This is a genomic window from Streptomyces sp. NBC_01750 (assembly GCF_035918095.1).
In the GTDB taxonomy this organism is placed as follows: Bacteria; Actinomycetota; Actinomycetes; order Streptomycetales; family Streptomycetaceae; genus Streptomyces.
In genome coordinates this window covers 4026828-4050875 of sequence record NZ_CP109137.1, presented here as the reverse complement: position 1 = coordinate 4050875, position 24048 = coordinate 4026828, and the positions used below count along the sequence as shown (strand labels likewise).

Below are 24048 nucleotides of genomic sequence, written 5' to 3'. Positions count from 1 at the left end.
GAGGGGGAGGTCGCGATCGGGAGGGCGGCGGCAGGCGTCGTGGCTTCCGGGTGCGTGCAGGCGGCCGCCTTGCGGAAGGCTCTTTCGGGAATCTTCCCGGAAAAAACGACCAACTCAGACCAAGTCTGCATTCTCCGTATATCAGCCGGGCACTGATCAGTTCATGGATCACCGCGGCATCAGGGGGTTAGTCATGGCAGCCAGGCCTCTCGTCGTCCGACAGCCGAACGAACGGTTGCAGGCGCTCATTCAGGAAGCCGGGTGTTCCAATGCGGGGCTCGCCCGTCGCGTCAACATGGTCGGCACGGAGCGCGGGTTGGACCTGCGTTACGACAAGACCTCGGTGGCACGCTGGCTGCGCGGGCAGCAGCCGCGCGGCCGGGCGCCGGGTATCATCGCCGAGGCGCTGGGCCGAAAACTCGGCCGTACGGTCACGATCGACGAGATCGGTATGGCGAACGGCAAGAACCTCGCGTCCGGCGTAGGTCTGCAGTTCTCGCCGACCGTGCTCGGCGCGATCGAGCAGGTCTGCGAGCTGTGGCGCAGCGATGTCGGCCGCCGTGACTTCCTTTCCGGGTCCGCGGTCGCGGCCTCCGCGCTCGTCGAGCCGAGCCGCGACTGGCTGATCACGGGCGCGGACACGCAGGTCGCGCGTACGGCCGGAGCGCGGGTCGGCGTCTCGGACGTCGAAGCGGTACGGGCGATGACGCGTGCGCTGACCGAGCTGGACCACCGCTTCGGCAGCGGACATGTCCGGCCGGTCGTCGTGCACTATCTGAACAGCGTGGTCTCCGGTCTCCTCTCGGGCTCGTACCGCGAATCGGTCGGCCGTGAGCTGTTCGCGGCGGTCGCGCGGCTGACGGAGCTCGCCGGGTACATGGCCGTCGACACCGGCCAGCCGGGGCTCGCCCAGCGCTACTACATCCAGGCGCTGAGACTGGCCCAGGCGGCCGGGGACCGGGGGTACGGCGGCTACGTGCTGGCGGCGTCCATGAGTCATCTGGCCGCTCAGCTCGGCAATCCGCGGGAGATCTCGCAGCTGGCGCGGGCGGCGCAGGAGGGCGCCCGGGGCAGGGTCACACCGCGGGCCGAGGCCATGTTCTACGCCGCGGAGGCGCGTGGGCATGCCCTGCTCGGGGATGCCCGCACCTGTCACGAGGTGGCCGGCAAGGCGATCGCCGCGCTGGAGCTGGCCGAACCGTCGGCAGGGGACGATCCGGACTGGATCGCTCATTTCGACCACGCGTATCTCGCGGACGAGCTGGCGCACTGCTACCGCGACCTGGGGCAGGCTGAGGTGGCGGCGAACCATGCCTCGAACGCGCTGGACGGACACCCGGAGTCGCGGGCCAGGCGGCGGGCGATCGGTCTTGTGCTGCTGGCCACGGCGCAGGTGCAGCAGCGAGAGGTGGAGCAGGCCTGTCACACGGGCACGCGCGCGGTGGAGCTGCTGGGGAGATTGCGTTCGAGCCGGGGCGCGGAGTATCTGGACGATCTCCAGCAGCGCCTGGAGCCTTACGCGGCGGAGCCTTCGGTGCGCGAGTTCGGTGCGCGGCTGGAGATCCAGGCCGCATAGGGCCGGGCGTCCCGTTAACAGCGACTTGAGTCCGCATCTTGTTACTGCTTCCGCGCGTGTGTGCGGAGCGGCTGAGTCACCGGGTAGCGTGAACCGACGGTTCCGTAGGTCCATACGTAGGAGTCCCGGTGACGCAAAGCGGACAGGGCGACGAGCAGCGGCTTCCTGCTGCGCGGCCCGCGCACGAAGGCGTCGTGCTGCCCGCCGACGGAAGTGAGCCCTGGATTCCAGGTGTCTCCGACCCGCAGGTGGCGCCGGCGGGCGGACAGCCGTGGGGCGAGCCCTGGGGGCCGCAGCAGCAGCCGGGGCAGCCCGGCCAGGGCGGGCAGTCCGCTCAGGGCGGATACGGGGACGTGCCGCAGAGCGGGTACGGCGCGCAGGGCGGATACGGTCCGCAGGCCGGGTACGGCGAGGCTCCGCAGAGCGGGTACGGCGCACAGGCCGGATACGGTCCGCAGGCCGGGTACGGCGCGCAGGGGCTGCCCCCGCAGGGGCCGCCTGCGCAGGCGCTGCCTCCGCAGGCGCCCGTCATGGGTGCCTCCGACGCGACGCAGTACATCCCGCCGGTGACGGCCGCGGGGCCCGGAGCCCTGCCGCCGGAGACTCCCGCCGAGTCCACCCAGTTCCTCGGGACCGTGCCCGGTGCCATGCCCGGACCCGTATCGGGACCGGACGCCGAGGCCACGCAGTTCATCGCACCCGTACCGCCTGGCTCCGCGCCTCCCGCGCCCAACGCCGCGCCGTTCGGGATACGGCCGGGGGCGCCCGGCGAGCGGCAGCCGCCCGCCGAGTTCGACAGCCTCTTCCGTACGGACGGGCCCGGGGCCCAGCCCGCGGACGCCACGGCCCAGATGCCCCGCTTCGAGGGTCCGCTCGGCGGCCAGCGGACGCGCCGGCAGCCGGCCCAGCAGCAGTATCAGCAACCGCAGTATCAGCAGCCGCAGGGCCACGAGCCCGAGCCCGGTCGGCGCAAGTCCTCGCACGTACCGCTGATCGCCGCCGTCGTGGTCGGCTGCGCCGTCCTCGGACTCGGCGTCAGCGCCGTGATGTTCGGCGGCGGGGACGACGACAAGAAGGACCCGGGCGCCGGCAAGAACGTCGCGGCGACCTCCGACGCCCCCAAGAACAGTTCCGAGGCCGCCGCCGATCCCGCCAAGCAGCAGGCCGAGGCGCTCGACAAGCTCCTCGCGGACAGCAACAACAGCCGCGCCACGGTCATCCGTTCGGTGGAGAACATCAAGCGGTGCCAGAACCTGGACCAGGCATCCACCGACCTGCACGGCGCCGCGGTACAGCGGCGCGGTCTGGTGACCAGGCTCGAGGGCCTGACTGTCGACAAGCTGCCCGACAACGCGGCACTGGCGGCTTCGCTCACCAAGGCATGGGAGGCGTCCGCAGCGGCCGACGACCACTACGCGGCCTGGGCCAAGCAGGTCGAGGGCAAGAAGGGCTGCAAGGACGGCAAGGCCCGTAACACCGGCCAGGCCGGCCAGGCCGCCCGCGCCAGCGGTGACGCCACCAAGGCCAAGAGGGAAGCGTCCGGACTGTGGAACGCCATCGCCCGTAAGTACGAGCTCACGGAACGGCGCAGCGACCAGCTGTAGCGGTCAGCCGGTCGGCCCGAGGTGGCCGGCCGGCTGACTGCCCCGTTCAGCCCGAGGTGGCCGAGTCCGACAGCGTCTTGCTGACGTCCACGAAGCCAGGCTTCTGGGCAACCAGGCGTCCGCCGCGCACCACTTGGAAGGTCACGGCCCGGTTGACCACGCGTGGGAAGTCGGGCGTACCGAGCATGTCCTCGAACTCCCAGCGCAGGATCGGAGTGAGGCCGCCGGTCGAAACACGCACCCCGCCGTCGAGGGCCCGCGAGATCTTCCCCGGGGTGATCCTGTTGTCGTGGATCGACTGGATGACCGTCTTCAGCACGGTGTACGCGATCCAGGTGGTCTGCACACCGGCGTCGGCCGGGTCGATGTCGTTGTCGCCGAAGGCGTGCGCACGGATGATCTTCTGCATCTCCTCCCAGCGCGCATCGCCCGCGTTGGGGTACCAGCCGGTGATGTACGCGCCCTCCAGCGGGCCCTTGCGGCCGCCGGTGCGGTCGACGAGCGGCTGGCCGACGCTGCCCATGACGGAGGAGATCCGTACCTTCCGGTTGTCCTCGGGCAGCCGCCGGAAGGAGTCGACGAAAGTCTCCGTGCGGTCACCGAGCGCGGCCGTGACACAGCCGGGCCGGTCGTCGCTCCCCGTCCCGAAGCCGCTCCGGGCGCCTGCCTTCCTGCGCGCCTGCTCGGCCTGAGCTGTGTAGTCGGTCGCGTCCTCCGCCGCCAGGATGTCCGTGGATTCGTGCCGACTGCTTTCCGCGAGGCCGGAGTTGAGGAGCACGGGCATTTCGTCGCCGGCGAGTGAGTTGGGCCGTACCAGCGAGACCCGTTGGCAGACGTCGGCGAGCTGCTTGCCGTTGCCGGCGAGGAGCGCCGCCTGGCCGCCGTTGACCGGGTACGAGAGATAGCTGGTGAACTCCTCCTCGGAGATCCCGTATCCGCCGATGAAGGGGATGCCCGCGGCCTCCAGCGGAGCCATGAAGGCGTCGCCGTGCTGGCTGTACGAGCCGACGACCGCGACCACGCCCTCCTTGACCGCTCGCCGGGCGCAGACGGCGGCGCCGGTGGAGGTGTTCTGTTCGTTGCAGGTGATGACGCGCAGCTCGTGCCCGTCGATACCGCCCTGCGACTTGACCCAGCGTGCGTAGGCCTTCGCCATGGCGGGCATTCCGGGCATGTTCGTCGCGGGAGTCTCCTCCGGCGCGAAGGTCATCACCGTGACGGGCTCCCGGGACCCCCCTGTGGTCCCGGAGAGTGCGCCGCAGCCGGTGACCAGCGACGCTCCGACCGCCGCGACGGCTGTAGTGATACAGACGGCGCGCATCCACGCGGTCCGTGAGGGGCGGGTCCTTGAGGGGTGGGGTGAGGAGGAACGTCGCCAACCGGTCATGGTGATGCACGTTTCCGCCTCCCGGGTAACGGCGGTGTGAGCATTGGTCAACGGTGGGTGACGTCAAAGTGAATTGAAGGGGGCTGAAGGACCCCGCGACGGGGGAACGTACGATCGACGGCGTGCAGCAAGGTTCGGACAACCCTTCCCGTCGCGGCCGTCGCTCCTCCACCATGGGCGGCATGCCGCTCAATGACATGCCTTGGTGGCGCTGGCGCAGCAATGTGCGCTCGGCGCTGCACATGCTTTCCGACCCTGTCTTCCACGAGGAGTGCTGGCTGGCCGGCCGCGAGGGGTACGGCGACGTCACCGACGCCGTGTACCGCCTGGTCGAGGACACCTGGCTGGACAACTGGTCCGCGGAGAAGTACGTCGGGACGATCTTCCGTGACTCGGGCGAGGCCGCCCTTGTCGATGTCGCGGTCCTGCGCGTGCTGCGCATCATGCACCAGGTGGGTGCGGACGCTCCCGTGTCCGCCTACCTCGAACACCACGGCTGGCCCGAGGCTGTACGGGCCGCCCGCGAGGCCCACGTACGGCTGTCGGCCGGCGACGGCGAGGACCCGGACGCGCCGCCGCGTTCGCTGGATGTGCTGCGGATCATGACCCGGTCCGCCTGAGATCTTCTCGAGTTCCGCCCCAGGTCCGCCTGACGGACCGGATCCGGCCGGGACCGGCGGGTGTGGCACTCTACGAGGATGACTGACCAGTACGTCCTGACGCTCTCCTGCCCGGACAAAAAGGGCATTGTGCACGCCGTGTCGAGCTATCTCTTCATCACCGGCTGCAACATCGAGGACAGTCAGCAGTTCGGGGACCGGGACACGGGACTGTTCTTCATGCGGGTCCACTTCTCGGCGGAGCAGCCGGTGACCGTGGAGAAACTGCAGGCCAGTTTCGTCGCCGTCGGGGACTCCTTCCAGATGGACTGGCAGATCCATCGCGCGGAGGAGCGGATGCGGATCGTCCTGATGGTCAGCAGGTTCGGCCACTGCCTGAACGACCTGCTCTTCCGCTCCAGGACCGGCGCGCTGCCGGTCGAGATCGCGGCGGTCGTCTCCAACCACAAGGATTTCGCCGAGCTGGTCGCCTCGTACGACATCCCGTTCCATCACATTCCGGTCACCAAGGAGAACAAGGCCGCAGCTGAGGCGCAGGTCCTCGAGCTGGTGCGCGCCGAGAAGGTCGAGCTGGTGGTCCTCGCCCGCTATATGCAGGTGCTCTCGGACGATCTCTGCAAGCAGCTGAGCGGCCGGATCATCAATATCCACCACTCCTTCCTGCCGAGCTTCAAGGGCGCGAAGCCGTACCACCAGGCGCACGCCCGGGGTGTGAAGCTGATCGGCGCGACGGCGCACTATGTGACGGCCGACCTCGACGAGGGGCCGATCATCGAGCAGGAGGTCGAACGCGTCGGCCACGGGGTCACCCCGGAGCAGCTGGTGGCGATCGGCCGCGATGTGGAGTGCCAGGCGCTGGCGCGCGCGGTCAAGTGGCACGCGGAACACCGGATTCTGCTGAACGGCCGCCGCACGGTCGTCTTCGCCTAGGGCACGCACCGCCGGCCGTCTACGGCGAGGGGGCGACGGGGTTGTCGCACAGATCGTCCAGTGCGAACGCCCTCTCCCGCTGTTGCAGGACCCGTTCCGCCTCCAGCTGTTCGAGCAGCCGGGTCAGCAGGACCCGGTCCTGTGGGTGGCCCAGGAATTCCAGTACGGCGCGGTAGAACGCCTCGCGCAGGGTCGGCGGCATCGCGTCCGAGGCGTCCAGGCAGATCTGGCCCGCTCCTGCGAGCAGCTTCTGGATGTCGCGGGTGCCCGGCGACTGCGGACGGGTGCCGAAGGTGCCGCCCGGGAAGTACGGCCGCTCCCCGGGCTTCGCCGCATTCGCCCAGTCGTCGCGGGCGGCGCGGGAGGTGAGCCGGCCGAGCAGGTCCCAGGCGGCGGCGCTGGGTTTGAACACCGCGGCCATGTCGCCGGAGACCTCGAAGGCGTTCGCGCCGGATCCTCCGGTCCTCCCTGGCTCTCCGGCGCTTCCAGTCCCGCCGGACTCGCCAGGCTTTCCGGAGTTGGCGGAACCGAGGAAGCGCGCGGTGGGCGTGGGCAGCACATCCTCGGTGTAGTGGCGGCGGATGAAGGAGCCCTGGTGCTCATGGGTGCACCTGCCGCTGTTCAGCAGCCCGTATCCGCCGTTCCTGAGCAGCTCGAACCCGTTCTCGAGCCCCTCCTTTCCGAGTTCCCCCTTGTTCGCGGCGAGTATGGCGGCCCACTCCTCCCAGGCCGGCCTGGTCTGCGGCCACGGAGTCTTGCCGGTCGCCCAGCTCTCGTACGCGGCCGGTCCCTGCCGCTGCAACAGCAGATCCTCCACCCAGTCGGTGCCGGGCCAGCCCGAGGTGGCGCCCGAACCCACGCCAAGACACCAGTCCGGGGTCTTCCCGGTATCAGCTGCGTGGCTCCACACGATCGACTTCAGGTCCAGCCGCACCGGCGCCCAGTACGCGTGCGTACGGGCCTCGCCGTCCTTGGTGTCGAAGGTGACGGCCGGCGCCCACGGCGGAACCGCGGCACCCGCCACCCTTTCGGGCAGCGGCTGGGCGTCCCCGGCGCGGGCGTACTCCACCAGATCTCCGGGGCTGCTCAGTATCGCCACATCCGGCGGCGCACCGGCCTGGAGCTGGGCGACCAGGGTCTCGCGCAGGGAACGGGTGCCCTTGTAGACGTAACTGTGTCCGGTCCGCTTCTCGATGCCCCGCAGCGCCACCAGGAACGGCTTCTCCTCGCCGTCGGTCCACGGGCCGAGGACGACCAGCGTCCGTTCCTCCTCCGTACCGGAGCAGCCGCCGGCCGTCACGGCGGCGACGGCGAGCAGACAGCCGGCCAGCACAACCCTCAAGCACCTCATGCGTCCCCGTACTTCCGTAGGGTGCGGCCGGCCGGATACGGGCGGCCGTAGAGGAAGAGCGTGACGCCGCAGGCGAGCGCGCCCACCCCGCCGGCTGGGACGGCGATGCCCGCGGTCATCGACCAGCCGTCCGGATGTGTGGCGCGCATCACGGAGGCCGCGCCGAGCGCGGTGGACTCGATCCGGCGCGGGGCCGTGTCGCGATCCGCGCCCACCCGCTCCAGGGCGCCGACGGCCGTACGGACCCGCTCCTGCGCACCGTGTTCCTGTGCGCCGCCGACGGCCAGCAGTGCGGGGGTGAGGAGCACCGGCACCGCGGCCACCGCCAACTGCAGGCTGATCAGCCGTAGCCGGTCCCGCAGGAAGACCGAGGTGCCGACGAGAACGAAGGCGAAGAGCGCGGCCGCCAGCGCGGCGGCGCCCGCGGCCGTCAGCGTCAGGGGACTCCAGGCCACCAGGTCCCTGTTCTCGTCGCGCAGTTGGCGCTCCAGCTCTCTGATGCGGTCCAGGATGGTGGTCGGATCCCGTGGTGCGCTGCCGGCTGTCGTGCCCGTGGAGCTGCCCAGCATTTCGGCGGCGTAGCCGACCCCGGCCGTGCGCAGCACATCGGTCGTTCGGTGCCGGTCCGCCCAGGCGATCTTGTCCCCGTAGGCGACGACCAGACCCGACACCACCCGCAGTTCCTGCTCCTGCCCCTTGTGCAGGGCCCTGGACTGCGCCACCTGGTTGAGGCTCTGCGAAGCCTCGGTGAGCAGCGAGCGGTAGGTCTCGCCGAGCTCGACCAGACCGGGCTTCCCGGGTGTGTTGAGCAGCCGGGACACGGCTTCCTTCTGGGCCAGCTGGAGGGAGGTCCGGGCCTCGGCCAGATCCACCAGCGCGGGTGCGCAACGGTCCCGCAGCCGTTCCGTACGGCCGTGGATGTCGCTGTAGGCGGCGGCGGAGAGGGCGAGGGCGACCACGGCGAGTGCCGGCAGCACGAGCATGCGGCGGCGCAGGAACGCGGCGGTGGGCCGGCCGCCCTCGGCGGTACGGCCGGTGGCGCGACGCCACAGTGCGGGGAAGAGGCGGCGCAGTGCGGGGAGTGCCCGGGACAGGGCCGCGGAGAGGCGGTTCGGCGCGTTCACCCGCGTTCCCCCGAGCCGGGCCGCAGCGAGCGCGGCAGCCAGGCGGTCGGCGGCCGTGGCCTACTGCCCTCGCGTCTCTCCCGGTCCTTCTGCCGGTCCCGCTTCCGGTCGCGGTCCCGGTCGTGTTTCAAGCCGAGAGGACGGGTCCGGTAGGCGTTGTCGAGGAGCGCCTCGGCGAGAGCCGCGTCCTCGGCCCGGTCGGTGCGCGGCACCTGCTTGGCCAGCTGCCGGTAGCTGGCGGAGAGCTGCTCGCGGAGTTCGCGTTCCGTGGCCGGGACTTCTATCGCGGAGGGCAGCGAGGCACGCAGCTCGGCCGGCGGATCGGCATTCCCGCCCTTCTCCCGTGCGGCGTGTACCAGTTCGAGGAGGAGCTCGCGCAGCTCGGCGGTGAGCCGTTCCTGGGACTGCCGGTCGGTGAGGCCCTCGTGGCTGACCAGCCGGTGCAGCGCGGCGTACGCGCGCACCGCCGATGCCACGGTCGGCGGCGTGCCGTCGGCGGGCAGGCTCGCGTGGATGCGCACCATCGCCGTACGGGCGGCGGTGCGGTGCCGGGAGTCCGGCGGGACGCCGTCGAGAGAGGCGAGCGCCCGTTCCGGGCTGCGGCGGGCGAGATGGATCCGGGCGAGGCCGAAGGCGGCGCTGCCCAGCGCGTGGTTGCGCCGCCAGACCGTCTCGTAGAACTGCATGGCCTGCTGTTCGTGCGCCTCCCGCGCCTCGGCGGCCGGCGGTGAGCTGTCGTCCCCGGCGGCGCGCCGGTCGTCGGCCAGCTTCTCGTGGCAGTAGCCGAGCGCGAGCTTGGGCGCGAACTCGCCAGGAATGGCCCGGTAGACCTCGTCGAAGGAGGTCAGAGCGGGACGCAGCCTGCCGTGGGCGAGATCGGTCAGACCCTGGTGCCAGTTCAGCCGCCAGTCGTAGCGGGCCCGGTCGCCGAGGACGCGGTGGGCACCCTTGAGCTCCCTGGTCGCGGCTTCCAGCTGCTCGGCCCGTTGCCGCAACTGGTCCCGGGCAAGCTCGAGATGGAGCCGGCAGCGCAGCAGATGAAGTTCGGGCGACTCCAGCCACTCGCCGCTGAGCTGCAGCAGTCCCACCGGGTCGTCGTACGAAGTGCGCTGCAGCTCTTTCCAGTTGGGGTCCTGCTGATCCGCCTTGGGCACGGGCAGGGCGACGGCGGCCTCGGCAGGTCCCGGCACCTGGGCGCCGAGACGGTAGCTGCGGCTGCTCTCCTCCCGCCAGCGGTCCAGCGGCGGGGCCTTGCCCAGCTGCCCGTCCAGTGCCGTGGCCGCCCGGTCGAAGAGCGGCGAGGGCTCGAAGGTCTCGACGCCGAGGCGCAGGGAGCGCAGTTCGCGCAGGACTCCGCGGAGCTGGAGGGCCATCTCCTGGGCGGAGGCGTACCGCTGCTTGGGATCGGGTGCCATGGCCCGGCGCAGGGCCCGTTGCAGCGACTCCGTACCGAGGTCCGCGGGCGGCGCCGGGGCTTTGGCGAGGAGCTCGCTGAGGACGGCGCCGACGGTGTAGAGATCGCCCGCGGTGGTCATCTCCCCACCGGCTCCGGTCTCCGGCGGCCGGTGGCTGACCGGTCCCGGTGCGCCGGGCTCCCGTACGCCCGCCACGTCGATGAGCTTGATGCCGTTGCCGCAGTGGAGGACGTTGGTGAGGGAGAGGTCGCCGTAGACGAGGCCTTCCTGGTCGTGCAGATAGCTGAACGCGTCCAGGATGCGCAGCCCGTACGCCACGATGAACTCACGCACCCGCGGTCCCGAGAACGGCGGATCGTGCCGGGCGATACGGGCCGCGACCCACTCCAGCGGCGCGCCGTCGGCGAACTCCATCACGATGAACTCCGCCGAGGACGAAGGATGCCGTGCGTAGTTGACCACCCGGATGACGGACGGATGGTTGAGGCTGACCAGCCGCAGCCGCTCCTGGTGCGCCTGGAGAACGGCAGCGGGGTTGCCCGGGTCGAGGATCCCCTTGAGTGCCACGGGCCGGTTCTCCAGCAGGAGGTCGCGGGCGAGATACACCTGCCCGTGGCTGCCCCGGCCGAACGGGCCCACCACCTCGTACTGCTGGTGCAGCCGGTCGCCGCTCGCAAGGTGGTGCCCGGCGGGGGCGGTGACCATTGCATCCGGATCGCGTACGGCGACGACCGGCAGATCGGTGAGCCCTTCGCCGGGCGGTTCCACGACGAACTCGTGCGGGCCCAGCGGACCGGTCAGCGCCCGCTCGGCGCTCTCGGCCTCCAGCAGGGCCGTCTCGATGTCGACGGCGAGCCGGAACAGCGCGTGCGGCAGAGCGGGCGAGTCGAACAACGGGCTGCCGCGTCGCAGCTGTTGGAGCTCACGGCGAAGCCCCGGCGTCCGCGGCTCGGGCCGTCGCGGCGCGGGGCGGCCGCCCGTGGCCGGGTTCGCGGGCAGCTGCCGTAACCGCTGTTCGGTCTCGGCCAGCCGGGCGATGCGCGTCCCGAGCCGGTCCGCGCGGCGGTCGGGCCACTCGGGCTCGAGGAGCTCGGTGCGGACCTGCGCGAGCAGCGGGGAGCGCCGGTCGCTGAAGACCAGGAGCAGCCGGCTGCCGTTGCGCGCGCGCAGGGCCCGCAGCAGCGCCGCGATCTCGGCGTCCGTGGAGGCGGACCGATCGACGGCGAGGAAGGCGGCGAAGAGCGGCGGGCTCTCGTCGGCGATCCGGGCGAGCAGTGCCTGGTGCGGCGTACGGGACGCCGCGCCCGCGGCGTCCGGCCCGGGAGAACCGGACGGCTGGTCGTCCGGCTCGGGCGGAAGGGACAGCGCGTCGTCCGGTTCGAAAGATTCGAAAGAACGGAACGGTGGATCGTCCGGGTCGGGCGTGCTCGACGGCGGGTCGAGGCCGATCCGGCCGGCGGCGTATACGGCGAGGTCCTCGACGGTGCGGTTGGTGGCGTCGACGGCGATGTCGATGCTGCCGACCTGCGGCTCGCCCGCCGAACTCCCGGACGCGGACGGCGGGCTCTGCTCCCGGTCCGCCAGCGTGAGGGCCGAGCGGATGGTGTGCAGCAGTTCGTGCTCACCCTCACCGGCGAAGGCCAGCTCCACGGGGTCCGTGTCCGGTGCGCCGTCCAGCCAGCGGGTCAGCCGGCGGTGCAGCCCCGGCACCCGGCCCGATGCGGTCCTGTCGGGGGCGACGGCGACATCGTGGGAGACGGCCCGGTGCCCCGTCACCGTGAGCCCCAGCCGCTCCAGCGGCAGATGCTTCAGCACCGTCTCGGTCGGGATCATGTACGCGTGCTCGCGCCGCACGGGCGCCTCCGGGGTGCCGAACTGATGGGCCACGATGCCGATGAGGCGACGCGAGCGGCTCTGGACGACCCCGGCACCGCTGTAGCCGCGCCGGACGACGTATGCCGAGCCCTCGGTGTCCAGCTGCACCCACTCGGGCGTCGGCGAGGGCCCGCCGCGCCCCATCAGCCTGGCGTCGAGGTGCTCGCCGCCAGGCAGGTCCTCCGGGTAGCCGGTGAAGTGCACCGGTTCCTTGCGCGCGGGGATCTGGCGGTGCAGTACGGCATGCGCCACGGGCGGCTCCTCGTCCAGCTTGAGCAGGGCGAGGTCGCCGCTGAAGTGCGGGGTGGGCAGCACCAGATACTCGCGCAGCAGCCGGGCGGGCAGCGGTTCCAGGGCGCCGCCGGAGGGAGCGACGTGCGGGACGTCGACGTAGACGGTGTCGAACGGGGTGCGGATGCCGGCCCGGTCGGGGCGGGACAGCACCGTATGGGCGCAGGTGAGCACCAGACCCCCCGGGAGCAGCACCCCGGCCCCGAGCGGGCGCCCGGACCGGTCCTGCCTGCGGAGCAGACAGACTCGCCAACTCTCCTCATGCGACGCCGAGTTGGACGTGTGCAACGGCTCCCTCATACTGCTCAACGATAACTACAGGAGGCGAGGTGCGCGATGGCTGAGCGTGACGATGCCGCGGTGGCCGGGCTGGCCGAAGTGATCGGCCAGGTCCGGGACGAGCTCGAGCGGGCACAGCGGGACGGGGAGGGGCGCGACCTCAAGTTCAGTGTGGAGAAGGTGAATCTGGAGTTCGCGGTGCAGGTGCGGCGGGAGGGCAGCGGCCGGGCCGAGCTGCGGATCGGGGTGGTCACGGCGGGCGGCGGCGGTTCGGCGGCGCGCGACCGCACCCACACGATCCAGATCGAGCTGAAGCCGCAGGGGCGGGACGGCAACCCGAACATCAGCGTGGGCGGGGAGTAGCCCACGTCGTCCTAGAGCCTGCTCAGTGACGCCGCCGCGAACAGGACGTCCCGGATCGCCTCCCGGTCGCCGTCCTGGCCCGCCGCGGCCTCCTGCGGGGAGACATGGCCCGCCACCAGTCGGCAGAACTCCACACCGTCCAGTGCGACTTGAGCCACCGCGCGGTCCGCCGAACCGACCGCGGCCGGGGAGTCCAGGGCGATGTACCAGTTCCCGCCGCCCGAGCCCTCGACCTCCAGATGCAGCGACCGGCCCGGTGCGCCGGCCGCGACCAGCTGTCTGGCCGGTCCGGCGAGGCCCGCACGCCGCCGGTCGGCGAGCGCGGCAGGCAGCAGCCGGGCGGCCAGATCGATCATCCGGTGCAGATGGGCTCCGCTGGGCGGCTCGTACGGATAGTCCACCGCGTCCGCGATGTCGCCCGCGTGCACCCAGCACTCGAAGGCGCGGTCCAGCAGGGAGTCCCGCAGCGGAAGGTCGAAATCCCCGTACGAGACGGCCAGTTCGGCGACGCCGTGGCCGGCGAAGGACACGGTGCGGATCAGTGTGTGGCTCTGGTCGCGCCAGGGTTCCCGGACGGTACGGGTGGGCGGCAGGTCCGCGGTGCGCCAGAAGACCTCGGTGCGCTGGGTGGGCACTCTCGGCGCGTTGGACCCGAGGGGATCGTCCAGGCCGAGCGCGCCGGCGACCAGTCCGTCGACGGTCATGAGATGGCCGATGACCCCGGCGACGGTCGTTCTGCGGCTCACCTGCTGCTCGCCCTCGAACCATTTGAGGCGTACCGGCGCATGCCATTCCGCGTCGCCGATGTCCCGCAGCAGCGCGTCGAGCCGCGCCGTCTCGGCGTCGTACGGAGTCGCCCAGACCGGTACCGGGATACGGGCGGGCCTGCGGCCCAGGCAGTTCTCGAGCACCCGGAAGCGCAGCAGCGGGTCGAGGTCCAGGTCCCGGTCGGTGTGCAGCAGAGCGACGGCGTCGCGCAGCCGCAGGGCCTCCTCCGCGCAGGGCGCGCAGTCGCCGAGGTGCGCCTCGACTGCCGCGGTCTCCTCGGCGGAGCAGGCGGACAGCGCCCAGGCGCCGAGCAGCGACTTCAGCACGCTGTGCGAAGGCCCCTCCCCGTCGCCGCCACCGGGTCCGCCGCCGTACCCCTCGGGCCGGCTCTCCGGCTCGGCAGGCGGCTCGGCGGGCACAGGTGGCACGGTCGGCCGCGGGACGATGCGCGTCGGCGGATCCAGATCGTCCGCCGCCCACCGCGGTCCCGGTATACGCGGCACGCCGCGCCTCTCGTCGCGGCCGTCGTCGTCGGCGCCGCGGCCGCCGTCCAGCGGCCCGTTCACAAGGAGTGTCCGTATCGGGGCGGGGACGAGCCCTCCAGCGGGCGGGTCTGGGCGGTGGAGAGCAGCTGCAGGCCCAGTCGCAGCCGGCGCCTGGCCTCGTCCTCGGTGACCCCGAGGTCGGCCGCGGTCTGGCGGTAGTCCCTGCGCTGGAAGTAGGCGAGCTCCAGCGCGGCCCGCAGCGGCGCCGGCATGGAGGTGACGATGTAGTCGGCGCGGGCCGCGACCGCCGCCCTGCGGACTTTCTGCTCCAGTTCCTCCGTGGTGCCCTCGCCGCCTTCCGCGAGCGCGGCGGCCTCGGTCTCGCGCAGCCGGTGGACGGCCTGGCTGTTGGTGAGTCTGGCGACCCACGACCGCATCGAGCCCTGCTTGGGGTCGTACGCGTCGGGGTTCTCCCAGATGTGGCCGAAGACCTCGCGGGTGACCTGGTCGGCCGCCGTGTCGTCGTCGAGCACCCGGTGGGCGAGCATGTGCACCAGTGAGGCGAACCTGTCATAGAGCTCGCCGAGGGCAGCGGCTTCTCCCCGCGCGAGCCGCTGCTGCATCTTGCGGTCCCATCGCGGTGGTGTGTCCTTTGCCATACGGCCCCCAAGCGTGCGCCCCTGTGCCTGTCGCCCCTTCGAATGTAGTGGGCAGGGCCGGGAACGCACGCTCCTTTGGGGCAAGTGTGCGCCGGAGGATACGCGGAACGCAGGAAAAAACAGATGGTGGTGAGCACCGTGTTTCCGCTGCGAGCGTCGTGTTTCATGGGTGAGCGGGTTGGGCAGCCGCGAGAGGAAGGACAGCTTCCGGATTTCCTGTCCGCCGGCCGGTTTCTGCCGCCCGGCGGTCGCGTGGCTCCGGATCGGCAGGAGGAGAGGTCCGGTCGTGATGCTCAAGGTGGACGAGACCCGGCAGGGTGCGTGGACCGTGCTGCACGTCTGCGGCGAGCTGGACCTCATGTCCTCGCCCGTGGTCCGTCAGCATGTCCACGACGCGGTCGCGGTCGGCCACCGCGATCTCGTGCTCGACCTCTCCGAGGTGTTCTTCTGCGACTCCAGCGGCGTCGGCGTGCTGATCGCCGCCCGCCGGCTGCTGCGCTCCTGTCAGGGCCGGTTGCGGCTGATCCTCCCCGCCCGCGGCGCGGAGGACGGCTCGCACGTCAACCGGGTGCTGGCCGCTCTCGGCGTGCGCCGGCTCTTCGACGTGTACGCGGACGCGGGCTCGGCCGTCGACGAGGAGGCCCAGCCGCTCTCCGCCTGACCGCAGTCGCGGCGTGACTCTCCACCGTCACTCGGTGTACGCACGCATGTCGTCTTCGCGTAATTGCCGGAGTACTTGCACGCGCCGGTGCTCGGGGTCGTACGCTCCCCGCATGGACAGCGCAGAGTACGAGCGCAAGATCGCTTCCCGCTTCGCCGCCTTCGACCAGGACGGCAACGGCTACATCGACCGTGAGGACTTCAGCGGGGCGGCGGCCGCGCTGCTCACAGAGTTCTCCACGACCGCCCGCTGCGACAAGGGCCAGGCCCTCTACAGCGGCGCGGAGGCGTTCTGGCAGGGCATGGCCGGAATCGCCGACGTGGACGGGGACCAGCGGGTCACCCGCGAGGAGTTCATCACGGGTGCGGTGAAGAGACTGCGTGACAACCCCCAGCGATTCGCCGAGATCGCCCGCCCCTTCCTCCATGCCCTGATCGCCATCGCCGACGAGGACGGCGATGGTGTGACCCCTTCCGCCGCCGAGCGGGTGCTGCGGGTGCTCGGCGTGGCCCCGGATGTCGCGACGCAGGTGGCCGCGGCGCTGGACGCGGACGGTGACGGCAGGATCACCGAGGACGAGATCCTGGCGGGCTTCGCCTCGTACTTCGTCACACCGGAGCCTTAGCCGGTGGAGCCCGTCCGGCGATCGAGGGCATGCGGCCGGAGGCCACATGCCCGGTCGCCGGACCCGGGCCCGCCCGCACCCGTCACGAAAACCGCTCCCTGAGCTTGTACTTCAGTACCTTTCGCAAGGTCTCGTTACGCGGCAACCGCTCCACCACCTCCAGCTGCTCCGGCAGCTTGTGCACCGAAAGCCCCTGTTCGCGCAGATATGCCGTGACGGTGCCGAGGTTCAACTCCTCGGCACCCTCCGGCTGTTCCACCACGGCGCAGACCCGCTCGCCGCGCTCGGCGTCCGGCAGTCCGATCACCGCCGCGTCCCCGACGGCCGGGTGCTCGTGCAGCAGGTCCTCGATCTCCTTCGCCGAGATGTTCTCGCCCTTGCGGATGATGACGTCCTTGATCCGGCCGGTGAGGACCAGATGCCCGGACCTGGTGACGTACCCCAGATCGCCGGTGATGAAGAAGCCCTCGCCGTCGAAGGCTGCGGCGCTCTGGGCGGGATCCAGATATCCCTGGCAGACGGCCTCGCCGCGCAGCCGCACCTCGCCGTCCACGATCCGTATCTCCATACCCTCCGGCGGCCGCCCTTCGGTCGTGGCGAGCATCTCCACGGTGTCGTCGGGTGCGCCCATGGTGATCATGGGGACCTCGGTCATGCCGTAGCCGTGCGTGAGCTGGCAGCCCATCTCGCGTACGACGGCGTGGTAGATCTCCGGCGGCTTCGGCGCTCCGCCGCCGGCCAGCAGCCGCAGGCTGGGGATGAGCTTGCGCTCCGGCCTTTTGCGCTGCTCGGCGAGGAACATCGAGTAGAAGGCGGTGGAGCCGCCCGCGACCGTCACCCCGTGGCCGCGGTAGGCCTCGAGGGCGTCGGGCAGCGCGAAGTGCTCGAACATCACCGCGGGGAAGCCGTACAACAGCAGCATCACCGTGTAGTCGGGCCCGGCGATGTGCGCGAAGGGGAACGCCATCGAGCCGACGTCGTCGGACGACAGCTTCAGCGCGTGGGCCAGGGTGGAGCCGCCCGCGATCAGCGAACGGTCGGTGTGCAGCACGCCCTTGGGGTCCGAGGTGGTGCCGGAGGTCCAGTAGATCCAGCGGACGGACGTTCCGTCGGCGGGCGGCGGCGGCAGTACGGAGGGATCGGCGTCGGGCAGTGTGCCGTACGCATCGAAGACCAGTGGCGGCTCGGGCAGCTCCAGCGAGAGGCGGAGCGCCATGCCCGCGTGGTCGAAGCCGCGCCAGGTGCCCGGAACGGCGAAGAACTCCGCCTTGGACTCCCGCAGCGCGAAGCCCACCTCGCGGTCCCGGTAGAAGGGGATGACCGGCGACTGTACGGCTCCGAGCCGGGCGAGCGCGAAGGAGAGCAGCGCCGTCTCCATCCGGGTCGGCAGCTGCCAGGCGACCACACTGCCGGGCCGCACCCCGAGCTCGTACAGCCCCGCGGCGACCCGTTCGGAGCGGTCCCGCAGCGCGCCGAAGGTGAGGCTGCGGTCGTCCTGGATCAGCACTGGGCGGTCCGGGGTGAGCCCGGCGCGGAGTTCGACGAGTTCCCAGAGTGTGCGCGACCGCCCCAGGGCGTGTGCTGTCTGGTTCATGCCCGGCCTCCGTTGCTGACGGATAGTCAGATAGTGCGGAGAGCGTAGGGCTCACCGCCTTGTCGGTCCAGGGGTGCGGGGCTAGCCTGCTATCTGACGGTCCATCAGATTCCGACATCGCATTCCGTACGCCGGAGGGGACACCAGCATGGAACTGCCTCGGATCATCAGCGTCGACGACCATGTGATCGAGCCGGCCCACCTCTTCGAGACCTGGCTGCCGGCGAAATACCGCGACCGCGGGCCCAAGCCGCTCACCGCGGGCATCGGCGAACTCGCCTACGTCGCCGGGAAGTACCGGATCACGATGGATCCCGACGGCCCGCCGACCGACTGGTGGATCTACGAAGACCTCACCTTCCCGTACAAGCGCAATATCGCCGCCGTCGGCTTCGATCGCGACGACATGACCCTCGAAGGCATCACCCGCGCGGAGATGCGGCGCGGCTGCTGGGACCCGAAGGAACGTCTCAAGGACATGGACCTCAACCATGTCGAGGCCTCGCTCTGCTTCCCCACCTTCCCGCGCTTCTGCGGGCAGACCTTCGCCGAGGCGCACGACAAGGAGGTCGCGCTCGCCTGCGTACGCGCCTACAACGACTGGATGGTCCAGGAGTGGTGCGGCGACAGCGGCGGCCGGCTGATCCCGCTGTGCATCATCCCGCTCTGGGACATAGACCTGGCGGTGGCGGAGATCAAGCACAATGCCGCCCGCGGAGTGAAGGCCGTGACCTTCTCCGAGATCCCGACCCACCTCGGGCTGCCGTCGATCCACTCCGGCTACTGGGACCCGTTCTTCGCGATCTGCCAGGAGACCGGCACGGTCGTGAACATGCACATCGGCTCGTCCTCGCAGATGCCCGCCGCATCGCCGGACGCGCCGCCGGCCGTGCAGGCCTCGCTCAGCTTCAACAACGCCATGGCCTCGATGATGGACTTCCTCTTCTCCGGCGTCCTGGTGAAGTTTCCGCGGCTCAAGCTGGCATACAGCGAGGGCCAGATGGGCTGGATCCCGTATGCGCTGGAGCGCGCGGACGACGTCTGGGAGGAACACCGGGCCTGGGGCGGAGTGCGTGACCTGATCCCCGAACCCCCGTCGACGTACTACTACCGGCAGATGTTCTGCTGCTTCTTCCGCGACAAGCACGGCGTCGCCTCGCTGGACGTCGTCGGCCGCGACAACGCCACCTTCGAGACCGACTATCCGCACGTCGACTCGACCTTCCCGCACACGAAGGAGGTCGCACTCGACCACGTCAAGGGCCTCGACGACGAGACGGTCCACAAGCTGATGCGCGGCAACGCGATCCGGATGCTCGACCTGGATCTGGACCGCTAGTGGACCTCACGTACACCGAGGAAGAGGAAGACTTCCGGGCGCGGCTGCGCTCCTGGCTCGCCGTGTCGCTGCCGAAGCTGCCGCCGAAGCCCGATCCGCTGGACTGGCCGGGCCGGCGGACGTACGACACGGCCTGGCAGCGGATGCTGTACGACGCCGGATACGCGGGCCTGCACTGGCCCGTGGACGCGGGCGGGCAGGGCGCGACGCCGACCCAGCATCTGATCTATCTGGACGAGACCGAGCGGGCCGGGGCGCCGTACGTGGGCGCGAACTTCGTGGGGCTGCTGCACGCGGGCCCCACCGTCGCCGCCGAGGGCACCGCCGAGCAGCGCGCTCGCTGGCTGCCGCCCGTGCTGCGCGGAGACGAGGTCTGGTGCCAGGGCTTCAGCGAACCGGACGCGGGCTCGGACCTGGCGTCGCTGCGTACGAAGGCCGTCAGGGACGGGGACTCGTACGTGGTCAGCGGCTCCAAGATCTGGACCTCGCACGCCGAGGTCGCCGACTGGTGCGAGCTGCTGGTACGGACGGACCCGCAGGCGCCGAGACACCGCGGCATCTCCTGGCTGGCGATGCCCATGGACGCGCCCGGGGTCACGGTCCGCCCGCTGCGCACCCTCGCCGGGTCCGCCGAGTTCGCGGAGATGTTCCTCGACGAGGTCCGCGTCCCGGTGGCGAACCGGGTCGGCGAGGAGAACGACGGCTGGCGCGTCACCATGGTCACCCTCTCCTTCGAACGCGGCACGGCCTTCGTCGGCGAGGTCGTCGCCTGCCGCCGCACACTCTGCGAACTGGCCCGTACGGCCCGGCGGAACGGCTGCTGGGACGATGCGGTGCTGCGCCGCAGACTCGGCCGGCTGAACGCGGAGTTCCGCGCCCTGTGGCGGCTCACCCAGTGGAATGTCAGCGAGGCGCAGAACACCGGCGGCGTGCCCGGCACCGGCGGCTCGGTCTTCAAACTCCGCTACTCGCACGCGCGCCAGGAGCTGTACGACACGGCCGCCGAGGTGCTCGGCCCCGACGCGATGGACCTCGACCGGGAGTGGACGGGCGACCGGCTGTCCTCGCTGTCGTACACGATCGCCGCCGGCACCTCGCAGATCCAGCAGAACATCGTCGCCGAGCGGATCCTCGGCCTTCCGAAGGGACGCTGATGGACTTCCGGTTGACGGACGACCAGCGTGCGCTGAGGACCGGCTTGCGGGAACTGCTCGCCGGCCGTTTCGGCCGCCACGCGCTCCGGGCGGCCGTGGACCGCGAGGGCACCGTCGACCGGGAGCTGTGGCGGGAGCTCGGCGCGGCCGGGTTCTTCGCGCTGCGGCTGCCGGAGAACGAGGGCGGGGCGGGGCTCGGACTGCCCGAGGCGGTGCTGCTCTTCGAGGAGGCGGGCCGGGCGCTGCTGAACGGGCCGCTGGTAGCCACCCATCTGGCGGCGGGCCGGGTGCCGGGCGCCGCGGACGGTGCGCGGGTCGTCACCTGCGCCACCCAACTGCGCGGGCTGATCCCGCACTTCGGCGATGCGGACGCGGCAGTCGTCATCCATGGCGCGGGGATGCGTATCCGCTGTCCGGAGGAGCTGCCCCACGCGCGGCGGCTGCGGTCCCTGGACCCGCTCACCCCGCTGCACCGGATCCCGGACGGACCCAAGGCCCCGCCACGCCCGGACGCGATTCTTCTCACCGCCGCCGAACAGCTCGGCAGCGCCGCCCGCACCACCGAGATGGCCGTCCAATACGCCGGGGAACGCGAACAGTTCGGGCAGCCCATCGGCGGCTTCCAGGCAGTCAAGCATCTGTGTGCCCAGATGCTCGTACGCACGGAGGTCGCCCGCGCCGCCGTCTACGCCGCGGCGGTCACCGAGGACTTCACCGAGATCGCCGGCGCCAAACTGCTCGCCGACGAGGCCGCCGTGCAGGGGGCCCGCGACTGCCTCCAGGTGTTCGGCGGGATGGGCTTCACCTGGGAGGCGGACGTACATCTGCATCTCAAGCGGGCCTGGCTGCGCGGGCGGATGTGGCTGACCGCGGCGGAGTCGGAGGAGATCCAGGCCGAGGCCTTGGCCTCAGCACTCTGAAGCGTCACCGAGAGTTGAAGGTACGTCGATACCGGGTTGTGTCCTTCGCGCGACTCGTCACGGGCCGGAGTCGGGGCCGGGCTCCGGTACTCTCCGTGGGATGCGAGTGGTTCCGAGTCCGGGCTCTGCCGGTGTTGCCCCTGCGGCGGCTCCGGGACCGGGAATGTGCGCCGTTCGCCCTGTGCGGGTACGGGCTGCGAGCCTCTGTTCGAGTCTCCGCAACGTGCGTCGCACAGTATGCACCACGGGCACTCTTTCGCGCTGGAATATGCCCGAAGCGCTTGTTGCGGTGACTGTACGTCAACCATGCTGTCTTGCAAGGGAGTCACTTTCAGTGACCTTGTTCAGGACCTTGTCGAGGCGCGAGGCGATGTGTCCGCCGGTTCGGATGGTGTGAGCGGTGCAGGTGCTTCTGGTTCAGTTGGAGGTCGGGCCCGATCCCGCGGAGGTGGGACGCGCGCGGAGGTGGGCTCGTTCCAGGCTCGCCGGGTCCGGGATAGGGGACGACGAGCCGCTCGCCGACACACTGATCCTGCTGATCTCGGAGCTCGTCACCAACGCCGTCGTCCACACCGGCTGTCCGGCGGTGCTGCGGATGCTCTTCGGCGCGGGCGTGGCGGAAGCCGGGACCGTGCGGGTCGAGGTCGCCGACAAGAGCGCCCGCCCGCCGCAGCCCCGCCACGCCGAGGGCGACGACACCAACGGCCGCGGCCTGGAACTGGTCGACGGACTCGCCGACCGGTGGGGTTGGCAGCCGGAGGGCGCCGGCAAGTCCATCTGGTGCGAGGTGGACAGGGGTGCGCCGACGGTCGCGGCGGGCGTGTACGGGCAGCCGGGAGTGCGCGGGTACGTCACCGCACCTTAGGGCGCGGTGACGTACGGACTTGGGGTCCGGGGTCCGGGTCGCCGCCCCGTTGTCCGGCGGTGACGGCCTCAGAGGATCGCGACCGGGGCCACGGGGGTTCCCGTACCGCCGACGAACGGTTCCGGCATCGCGGACAGCAGGAATGTGTACCGACCGGCTTCTGCACAGGCTGTGGACAACTTTTCCAGATTCCAGTTCTGGCCCTGCAGCATGCCCATCTCGACGAGATCCAGGGCATGCACGGGCAGCCAGAGGTTCTCGATCTCCGGCGGGAAGATCTCGAAGGTGAGGGTGTCGTTCGCGACCGCGGCGACATCGTGGGTGTGGAACCACTCGGGGGTACGGACGGACAGGCCGGGGGACGGGTATCCGTAGCCGTGTTTGTCGCCACCGAGACAGAGCTGGATCTGTCCGGTCCGTACGAGAACGATGTCACCGGATTTTATGGTCAGGCCGGCGAACTCCACTGCCTCGTCGAGGTCCTCGGGTGTGACGGCGTGGTCGCCGGGCAGCCGGCCCAGCCCCTTGGCGCGCGCCACATCGAGCAGCACGCCGCGCGAGACGATGTGACGGGCCTTGTCGATACCGCTGAACCGTGCGCGGGTGTGCGGGGTGATGGAGTCGGCTGGGCGGCCGTTGTAGATCTTGCCGGAGTGCGACACATGGGTCAGCGCGTCCCAGTGGGTGGCGGCCTGCAGGCCCATGGTCACGGCGTCGTCGCTGGTGGCGACGGTGCCGGGGCCGAATAGTTCTTGGTTGATCTGGACCATGGTGTGCAGCGGGTTCACCCGGCCGGGAATGAGGCCGGTCTGCACGCCGTCCTGCTGCAGGGGCAGCGCGAGGGCGATGCGGCGCCCGCTGCGGACCTCGGCGGCGGCGTTCCTGACGACCTCGTCGGTGATCAGGTTGAGGGTGCCGATCTCGTCGCTCTCGCCCCAACGACCCCAGTTGTTCACGCGTTTGGCGATGTCATGGAACTCGGCCGGCAGTGACATCGGGCCTCCTGGGGCTTGTGCTCGAGTATCTGACTGACCGTAGAATCTAACGGTCCGTCAGAAACCGCGGGAAGGGGCCGGGCGTGGGGAACTTCTTGGCAGGCAAGGTGGTCGCCGTCACGGGTGCCGGGCGTGGTATCGGGCGGGCGGTGGCGCTGGCCGCCGCGGCGGAGGGCGCGCGGGTCGTGGTCAACGACTACGGCGTTTCGATCGAGGGCGCCGAGCCGGCGAGTGGCATCGCCGAGGCCGTGGTCAAGGAGATCGGGGCGACGGGCGGTGAGGCGGTCGCCGTCGCCGACGACATCTCGACGATGGCGGGCGGCCGGCGGATCGTGGACGTGGCGCTGGCGCAGTACGGCCGTATCGACGGTGTGGTCTGTGTGGCCGGGATTCTGCGCGAACGGATGCTCTTCAACATGTCCGAGGAGGAGTGGGACCCGGTCGTCGCGACGCATCTGAAGGGCACGTTCACGGTGTTCCGTGCGGCGTCGGCGGTGATGCGGAAGCAGGGCGGCGGAACCCTGATCGGGTTCACCAGCGGCAACCACCAGGGGAGCGTGGCGCAGGCCAACTACTCGGCCGCGAAGGGCGGGATCATTTCCCTGGTGCGGAGCGCGGCGCTGGGCCTGCACAAGTACGGGGTGACGGCGAACGCGGTGGCGCCGGTGGCGCGCACGCGGATGTCGGCGAACGTACCGATGGAGCTCAAGGAGATCGGGGAGCCCGAGGACGTGGCGGCGCTGGTCGTGTACCTGCTCTCCGAGCGGGCGCGGAAGGAGCGGATCACGGGCCAGGTGTACACGATCGCGGGCCCGAAGATCGCGGTGTGGGCGCAGCCGAGGGAGCTGCGGGCCGGTTACGCGGAGGGGGCGTGGACCCCGGAGAAGATCGCGGACTTTCTGCCGGGGACGGTGGGGGTGGACCCGATGCCGATGCTGGCGCAACTGGAGGAAATGGCGAGGGCGGCGAGTGCGGGGAACCGCCCGAACGGCTGACCGGGGCCCGCGCGGGGGCTCCTGTTGGGGCTCCGCCCCAAGCCCCGCTCCTCAATCGCCGGAGGGGCTGCATTGCAGCCCCTCCGGCGATTGAGGACAGCGCCCCCTGCGCCCTGAGGGCGTGGGGGGACCCCCGGAAGGGCGTCCGGGGGTCCGGGGGCTTGCCCCCGGTT

20 protein-coding genes are annotated in these 24048 nt (G+C 70.9%); 12 read left to right on the top strand and 8 right to left on the bottom strand.

Annotation, left to right across the window (positions count from 1 at the left end; genetic code table 11):
- Positions 1 to 193 precede the first annotated feature (193 nt).
- The gene (locus OG966_RS18050; protein WP_326650712.1) at positions 194 to 1576 is read left to right on the top strand and encodes a transcriptional regulator; all 1383 of its coding nucleotides are present in this window, start codon (positions 194 to 196) and stop codon (positions 1574 to 1576) included.
- 128 nt (positions 1577 to 1704) lie between these two features.
- Complete coding sequence (locus OG966_RS18045; RefSeq protein WP_326650711.1) at positions 1705 to 3180, top strand: hypothetical protein; 1476 nt, start codon at positions 1705 to 1707, stop codon at positions 3178 to 3180.
- 46 nt (positions 3181 to 3226) lie between these two features.
- Here the strand turns inward: OG966_RS18045 and OG966_RS18040 are convergent, their stop codons facing one another.
- Positions 3227 to 4567, bottom strand: a complete 1341-nt coding sequence (locus OG966_RS18040) for an ABC transporter substrate-binding protein (protein WP_326650710.1) — start codon at positions 4565 to 4567, stop codon at positions 3227 to 3229.
- A 173-nt stretch (positions 4568 to 4740) separates the two neighbouring features.
- Between OG966_RS18040 and OG966_RS18035 the strand changes: the two genes are divergently transcribed.
- Positions 4741 to 5187: an SCO4402 family protein gene (locus OG966_RS18035; RefSeq protein ID WP_326655268.1), complete on the top strand. Its 447-nt coding sequence runs from the start codon at positions 4741 to 4743 to the stop codon at positions 5185 to 5187.
- Between the two features lie 78 nt (positions 5188 to 5265).
- Complete coding sequence (gene purU, locus OG966_RS18030; RefSeq protein WP_326650709.1) at positions 5266 to 6117, top strand: formyltetrahydrofolate deformylase; 852 nt, start codon at positions 5266 to 5268, stop codon at positions 6115 to 6117.
- Between the two features lie 19 nt (positions 6118 to 6136).
- Here purU and OG966_RS18025 read toward each other — a convergent pair whose 3' ends face one another.
- Genes OG966_RS18025 through OG966_RS18015 form a run of 3 tightly spaced genes read right to left on the bottom strand, consistent with a single transcriptional unit; the run spans position 6137 to position 12473 of the window.
- The gene (locus OG966_RS18025; protein ID WP_326650708.1) at positions 6137 to 7468 is read right to left on the bottom strand and encodes an extracellular solute-binding protein; all 1332 of its coding nucleotides are present in this window, start codon (positions 7466 to 7468) and stop codon (positions 6137 to 6139) included.
- Positions 7465 to 8592: a hypothetical protein gene (locus OG966_RS18020; protein WP_326650706.1), complete on the bottom strand. Its 1128-nt coding sequence runs from the start codon at positions 8590 to 8592 to the stop codon at positions 7465 to 7467. The genes OG966_RS18025 and OG966_RS18020 overlap by 4 nt, the downstream gene beginning before the upstream one ends.
- Positions 8589 to 12473 (bottom strand): tetratricopeptide repeat protein, encoded by a 3885-nt coding sequence (locus OG966_RS18015; protein ID WP_326650705.1) that lies wholly within the window; start codon positions 12471 to 12473, stop codon positions 8589 to 8591. The genes OG966_RS18020 and OG966_RS18015 overlap by 4 nt, the downstream gene beginning before the upstream one ends.
- 36 nt (positions 12474 to 12509) lie before the next feature.
- Between OG966_RS18015 and OG966_RS18010 the strand changes: the two genes are divergently transcribed.
- Positions 12510 to 12815, top strand: coding sequence for a trypco2 family protein (locus OG966_RS18010; RefSeq protein WP_326650704.1), 306 nt, complete (start codon positions 12510 to 12512; stop codon positions 12813 to 12815).
- An 11-nt stretch (positions 12816 to 12826) separates the two neighbouring features.
- Here the strand turns inward: OG966_RS18010 and OG966_RS18005 are convergent, their stop codons facing one another.
- Both OG966_RS18005 and OG966_RS18000 read right to left on the bottom strand, forming a co-directional pair.
- Entirely contained in the window at positions 12827 to 14149 is a 1323-nt protein-coding gene (locus tag OG966_RS18005; RefSeq protein ID WP_326650703.1) for a zf-HC2 domain-containing protein, read from the bottom strand.
- Positions 14146 to 14727: a sigma-70 family RNA polymerase sigma factor gene (locus OG966_RS18000; RefSeq protein WP_326650702.1), complete on the bottom strand. Its 582-nt coding sequence runs from the start codon at positions 14725 to 14727 to the stop codon at positions 14146 to 14148. The genes OG966_RS18005 and OG966_RS18000 overlap by 4 nt, the downstream gene beginning before the upstream one ends.
- 286 nt (positions 14728 to 15013) lie before the next feature.
- Here OG966_RS18000 and OG966_RS17995 point away from each other — a divergent pair, with 286 nt between their 5' ends.
- Together OG966_RS17995 and OG966_RS17990 are read left to right on the top strand one after the other, a co-directional pair.
- Positions 15014 to 15388, top strand: coding sequence for an STAS domain-containing protein (locus tag OG966_RS17995; RefSeq protein WP_326650701.1), 375 nt, complete (start codon positions 15014 to 15016; stop codon positions 15386 to 15388).
- Positions 15389 to 15500: 112 nt separating this feature from the next.
- Complete coding sequence (locus OG966_RS17990) at positions 15501 to 16013, top strand: EF-hand domain-containing protein (RefSeq protein WP_326650699.1); 513 nt, start codon at positions 15501 to 15503, stop codon at positions 16011 to 16013.
- 82 nt (positions 16014 to 16095) lie between these two features.
- Here OG966_RS17990 and OG966_RS17985 read toward each other — a convergent pair whose 3' ends face one another.
- The gene (locus OG966_RS17985) at positions 16096 to 17607 is read right to left on the bottom strand and encodes a class I adenylate-forming enzyme family protein (RefSeq protein ID WP_326650697.1); all 1512 of its coding nucleotides are present in this window, start codon (positions 17605 to 17607) and stop codon (positions 16096 to 16098) included.
- A 148-nt stretch (positions 17608 to 17755) separates the two neighbouring features.
- Here OG966_RS17985 and OG966_RS17980 point away from each other — a divergent pair, with 148 nt between their 5' ends.
- The 4 genes from OG966_RS17980 to OG966_RS17965 all read left to right on the top strand — a co-directional run bounded on the left by OG966_RS17980 (position 17756) and on the right by OG966_RS17965 (position 21885).
- Positions 17756 to 18946: an amidohydrolase family protein gene (locus OG966_RS17980; protein WP_326650695.1), complete on the top strand. Its 1191-nt coding sequence runs from the start codon at positions 17756 to 17758 to the stop codon at positions 18944 to 18946.
- A complete protein-coding gene (locus OG966_RS17975) occupies positions 18946 to 20100 on the top strand; it encodes an acyl-CoA dehydrogenase (protein ID WP_326650694.1) in 1155 nt (384 codons plus the stop codon). The genes OG966_RS17980 and OG966_RS17975 overlap by 1 nt, the downstream gene beginning before the upstream one ends.
- Entirely contained in the window at positions 20100 to 21020 is a 921-nt protein-coding gene (locus tag OG966_RS17970) for an acyl-CoA dehydrogenase family protein (protein WP_326650692.1), read from the top strand. Before OG966_RS17975 ends, OG966_RS17970 begins: the two co-directional genes overlap by 1 nt.
- Before the next feature lie 400 nt (positions 21021 to 21420).
- A complete protein-coding gene (locus OG966_RS17965) occupies positions 21421 to 21885 on the top strand; it encodes an ATP-binding protein (protein WP_326650691.1) in 465 nt (154 codons plus the stop codon).
- A gap of 68 nt (positions 21886 to 21953) precedes the next feature.
- On the opposite strand, the gene OG966_RS17960 is transcribed toward OG966_RS17965, so the two are convergent.
- Positions 21954 to 22880: a cyclase family protein gene (locus tag OG966_RS17960; RefSeq protein ID WP_326650690.1), complete on the bottom strand. Its 927-nt coding sequence runs from the start codon at positions 22878 to 22880 to the stop codon at positions 21954 to 21956.
- Between the two features lie 83 nt (positions 22881 to 22963).
- Here OG966_RS17960 and OG966_RS17955 point away from each other — a divergent pair, with 83 nt between their 5' ends.
- Positions 22964 to 23875, top strand: a complete 912-nt coding sequence (locus OG966_RS17955; protein WP_326650689.1) for an SDR family NAD(P)-dependent oxidoreductase — start codon at positions 22964 to 22966, stop codon at positions 23873 to 23875.
- Positions 23876 to 24048 lie beyond the last annotated feature (173 nt).

Excerpts from the sequence above, each read along its gene's own strand:
- OG966_RS18050 (WP_326650712.1), top strand. The coding sequence starts at position 194 with ATGGCAGCCAGGCCTCTCGTCGTCCGACAGCCGAACGAACGGTTGCAG.
- OG966_RS18040 (WP_326650710.1), bottom strand. The coding sequence starts at position 4,567 with ATGACCGGTTGGCGACGTTCCTCCTCACCCCACCCCTCAAGGACCCGC.
- OG966_RS18035 (WP_326655268.1), top strand. The coding sequence starts at position 4,741 with ATGGGCGGCATGCCGCTCAATGACATGCCTTGGTGGCGCTGGCGCAGC.
- purU (WP_326650709.1), top strand. The coding sequence starts at position 5,266 with ATGACTGACCAGTACGTCCTGACGCTCTCCTGCCCGGACAAAAAGGGC.
- OG966_RS18025 (WP_326650708.1), bottom strand. The coding sequence starts at position 7,468 with ATGAGGTGCTTGAGGGTTGTGCTGGCCGGCTGTCTGCTCGCCGTCGCC.
- OG966_RS18015 (WP_326650705.1), bottom strand. The coding sequence starts at position 12,473 with ATGAGGGAGCCGTTGCACACGTCCAACTCGGCGTCGCATGAGGAGAGT.
- OG966_RS18010 (WP_326650704.1), top strand. The coding sequence starts at position 12,510 with ATGGCTGAGCGTGACGATGCCGCGGTGGCCGGGCTGGCCGAAGTGATC.
- OG966_RS18000 (WP_326650702.1), bottom strand. The coding sequence starts at position 14,727 with ATGGCAAAGGACACACCACCGCGATGGGACCGCAAGATGCAGCAGCGG.
- OG966_RS17990 (WP_326650699.1), top strand. The coding sequence starts at position 15,501 with ATGGACAGCGCAGAGTACGAGCGCAAGATCGCTTCCCGCTTCGCCGCC.
- OG966_RS17985 (WP_326650697.1), bottom strand. The coding sequence starts at position 17,607 with ATGAACCAGACAGCACACGCCCTGGGGCGGTCGCGCACACTCTGGGAA.
- OG966_RS17980 (WP_326650695.1), top strand. The coding sequence starts at position 17,756 with ATGGAACTGCCTCGGATCATCAGCGTCGACGACCATGTGATCGAGCCG.
- OG966_RS17970 (WP_326650692.1), top strand. The coding sequence starts at position 20,100 with ATGGACTTCCGGTTGACGGACGACCAGCGTGCGCTGAGGACCGGCTTG.
- OG966_RS17960 (WP_326650690.1), bottom strand. The coding sequence starts at position 22,880 with ATGTCACTGCCGGCCGAGTTCCATGACATCGCCAAACGCGTGAACAAC.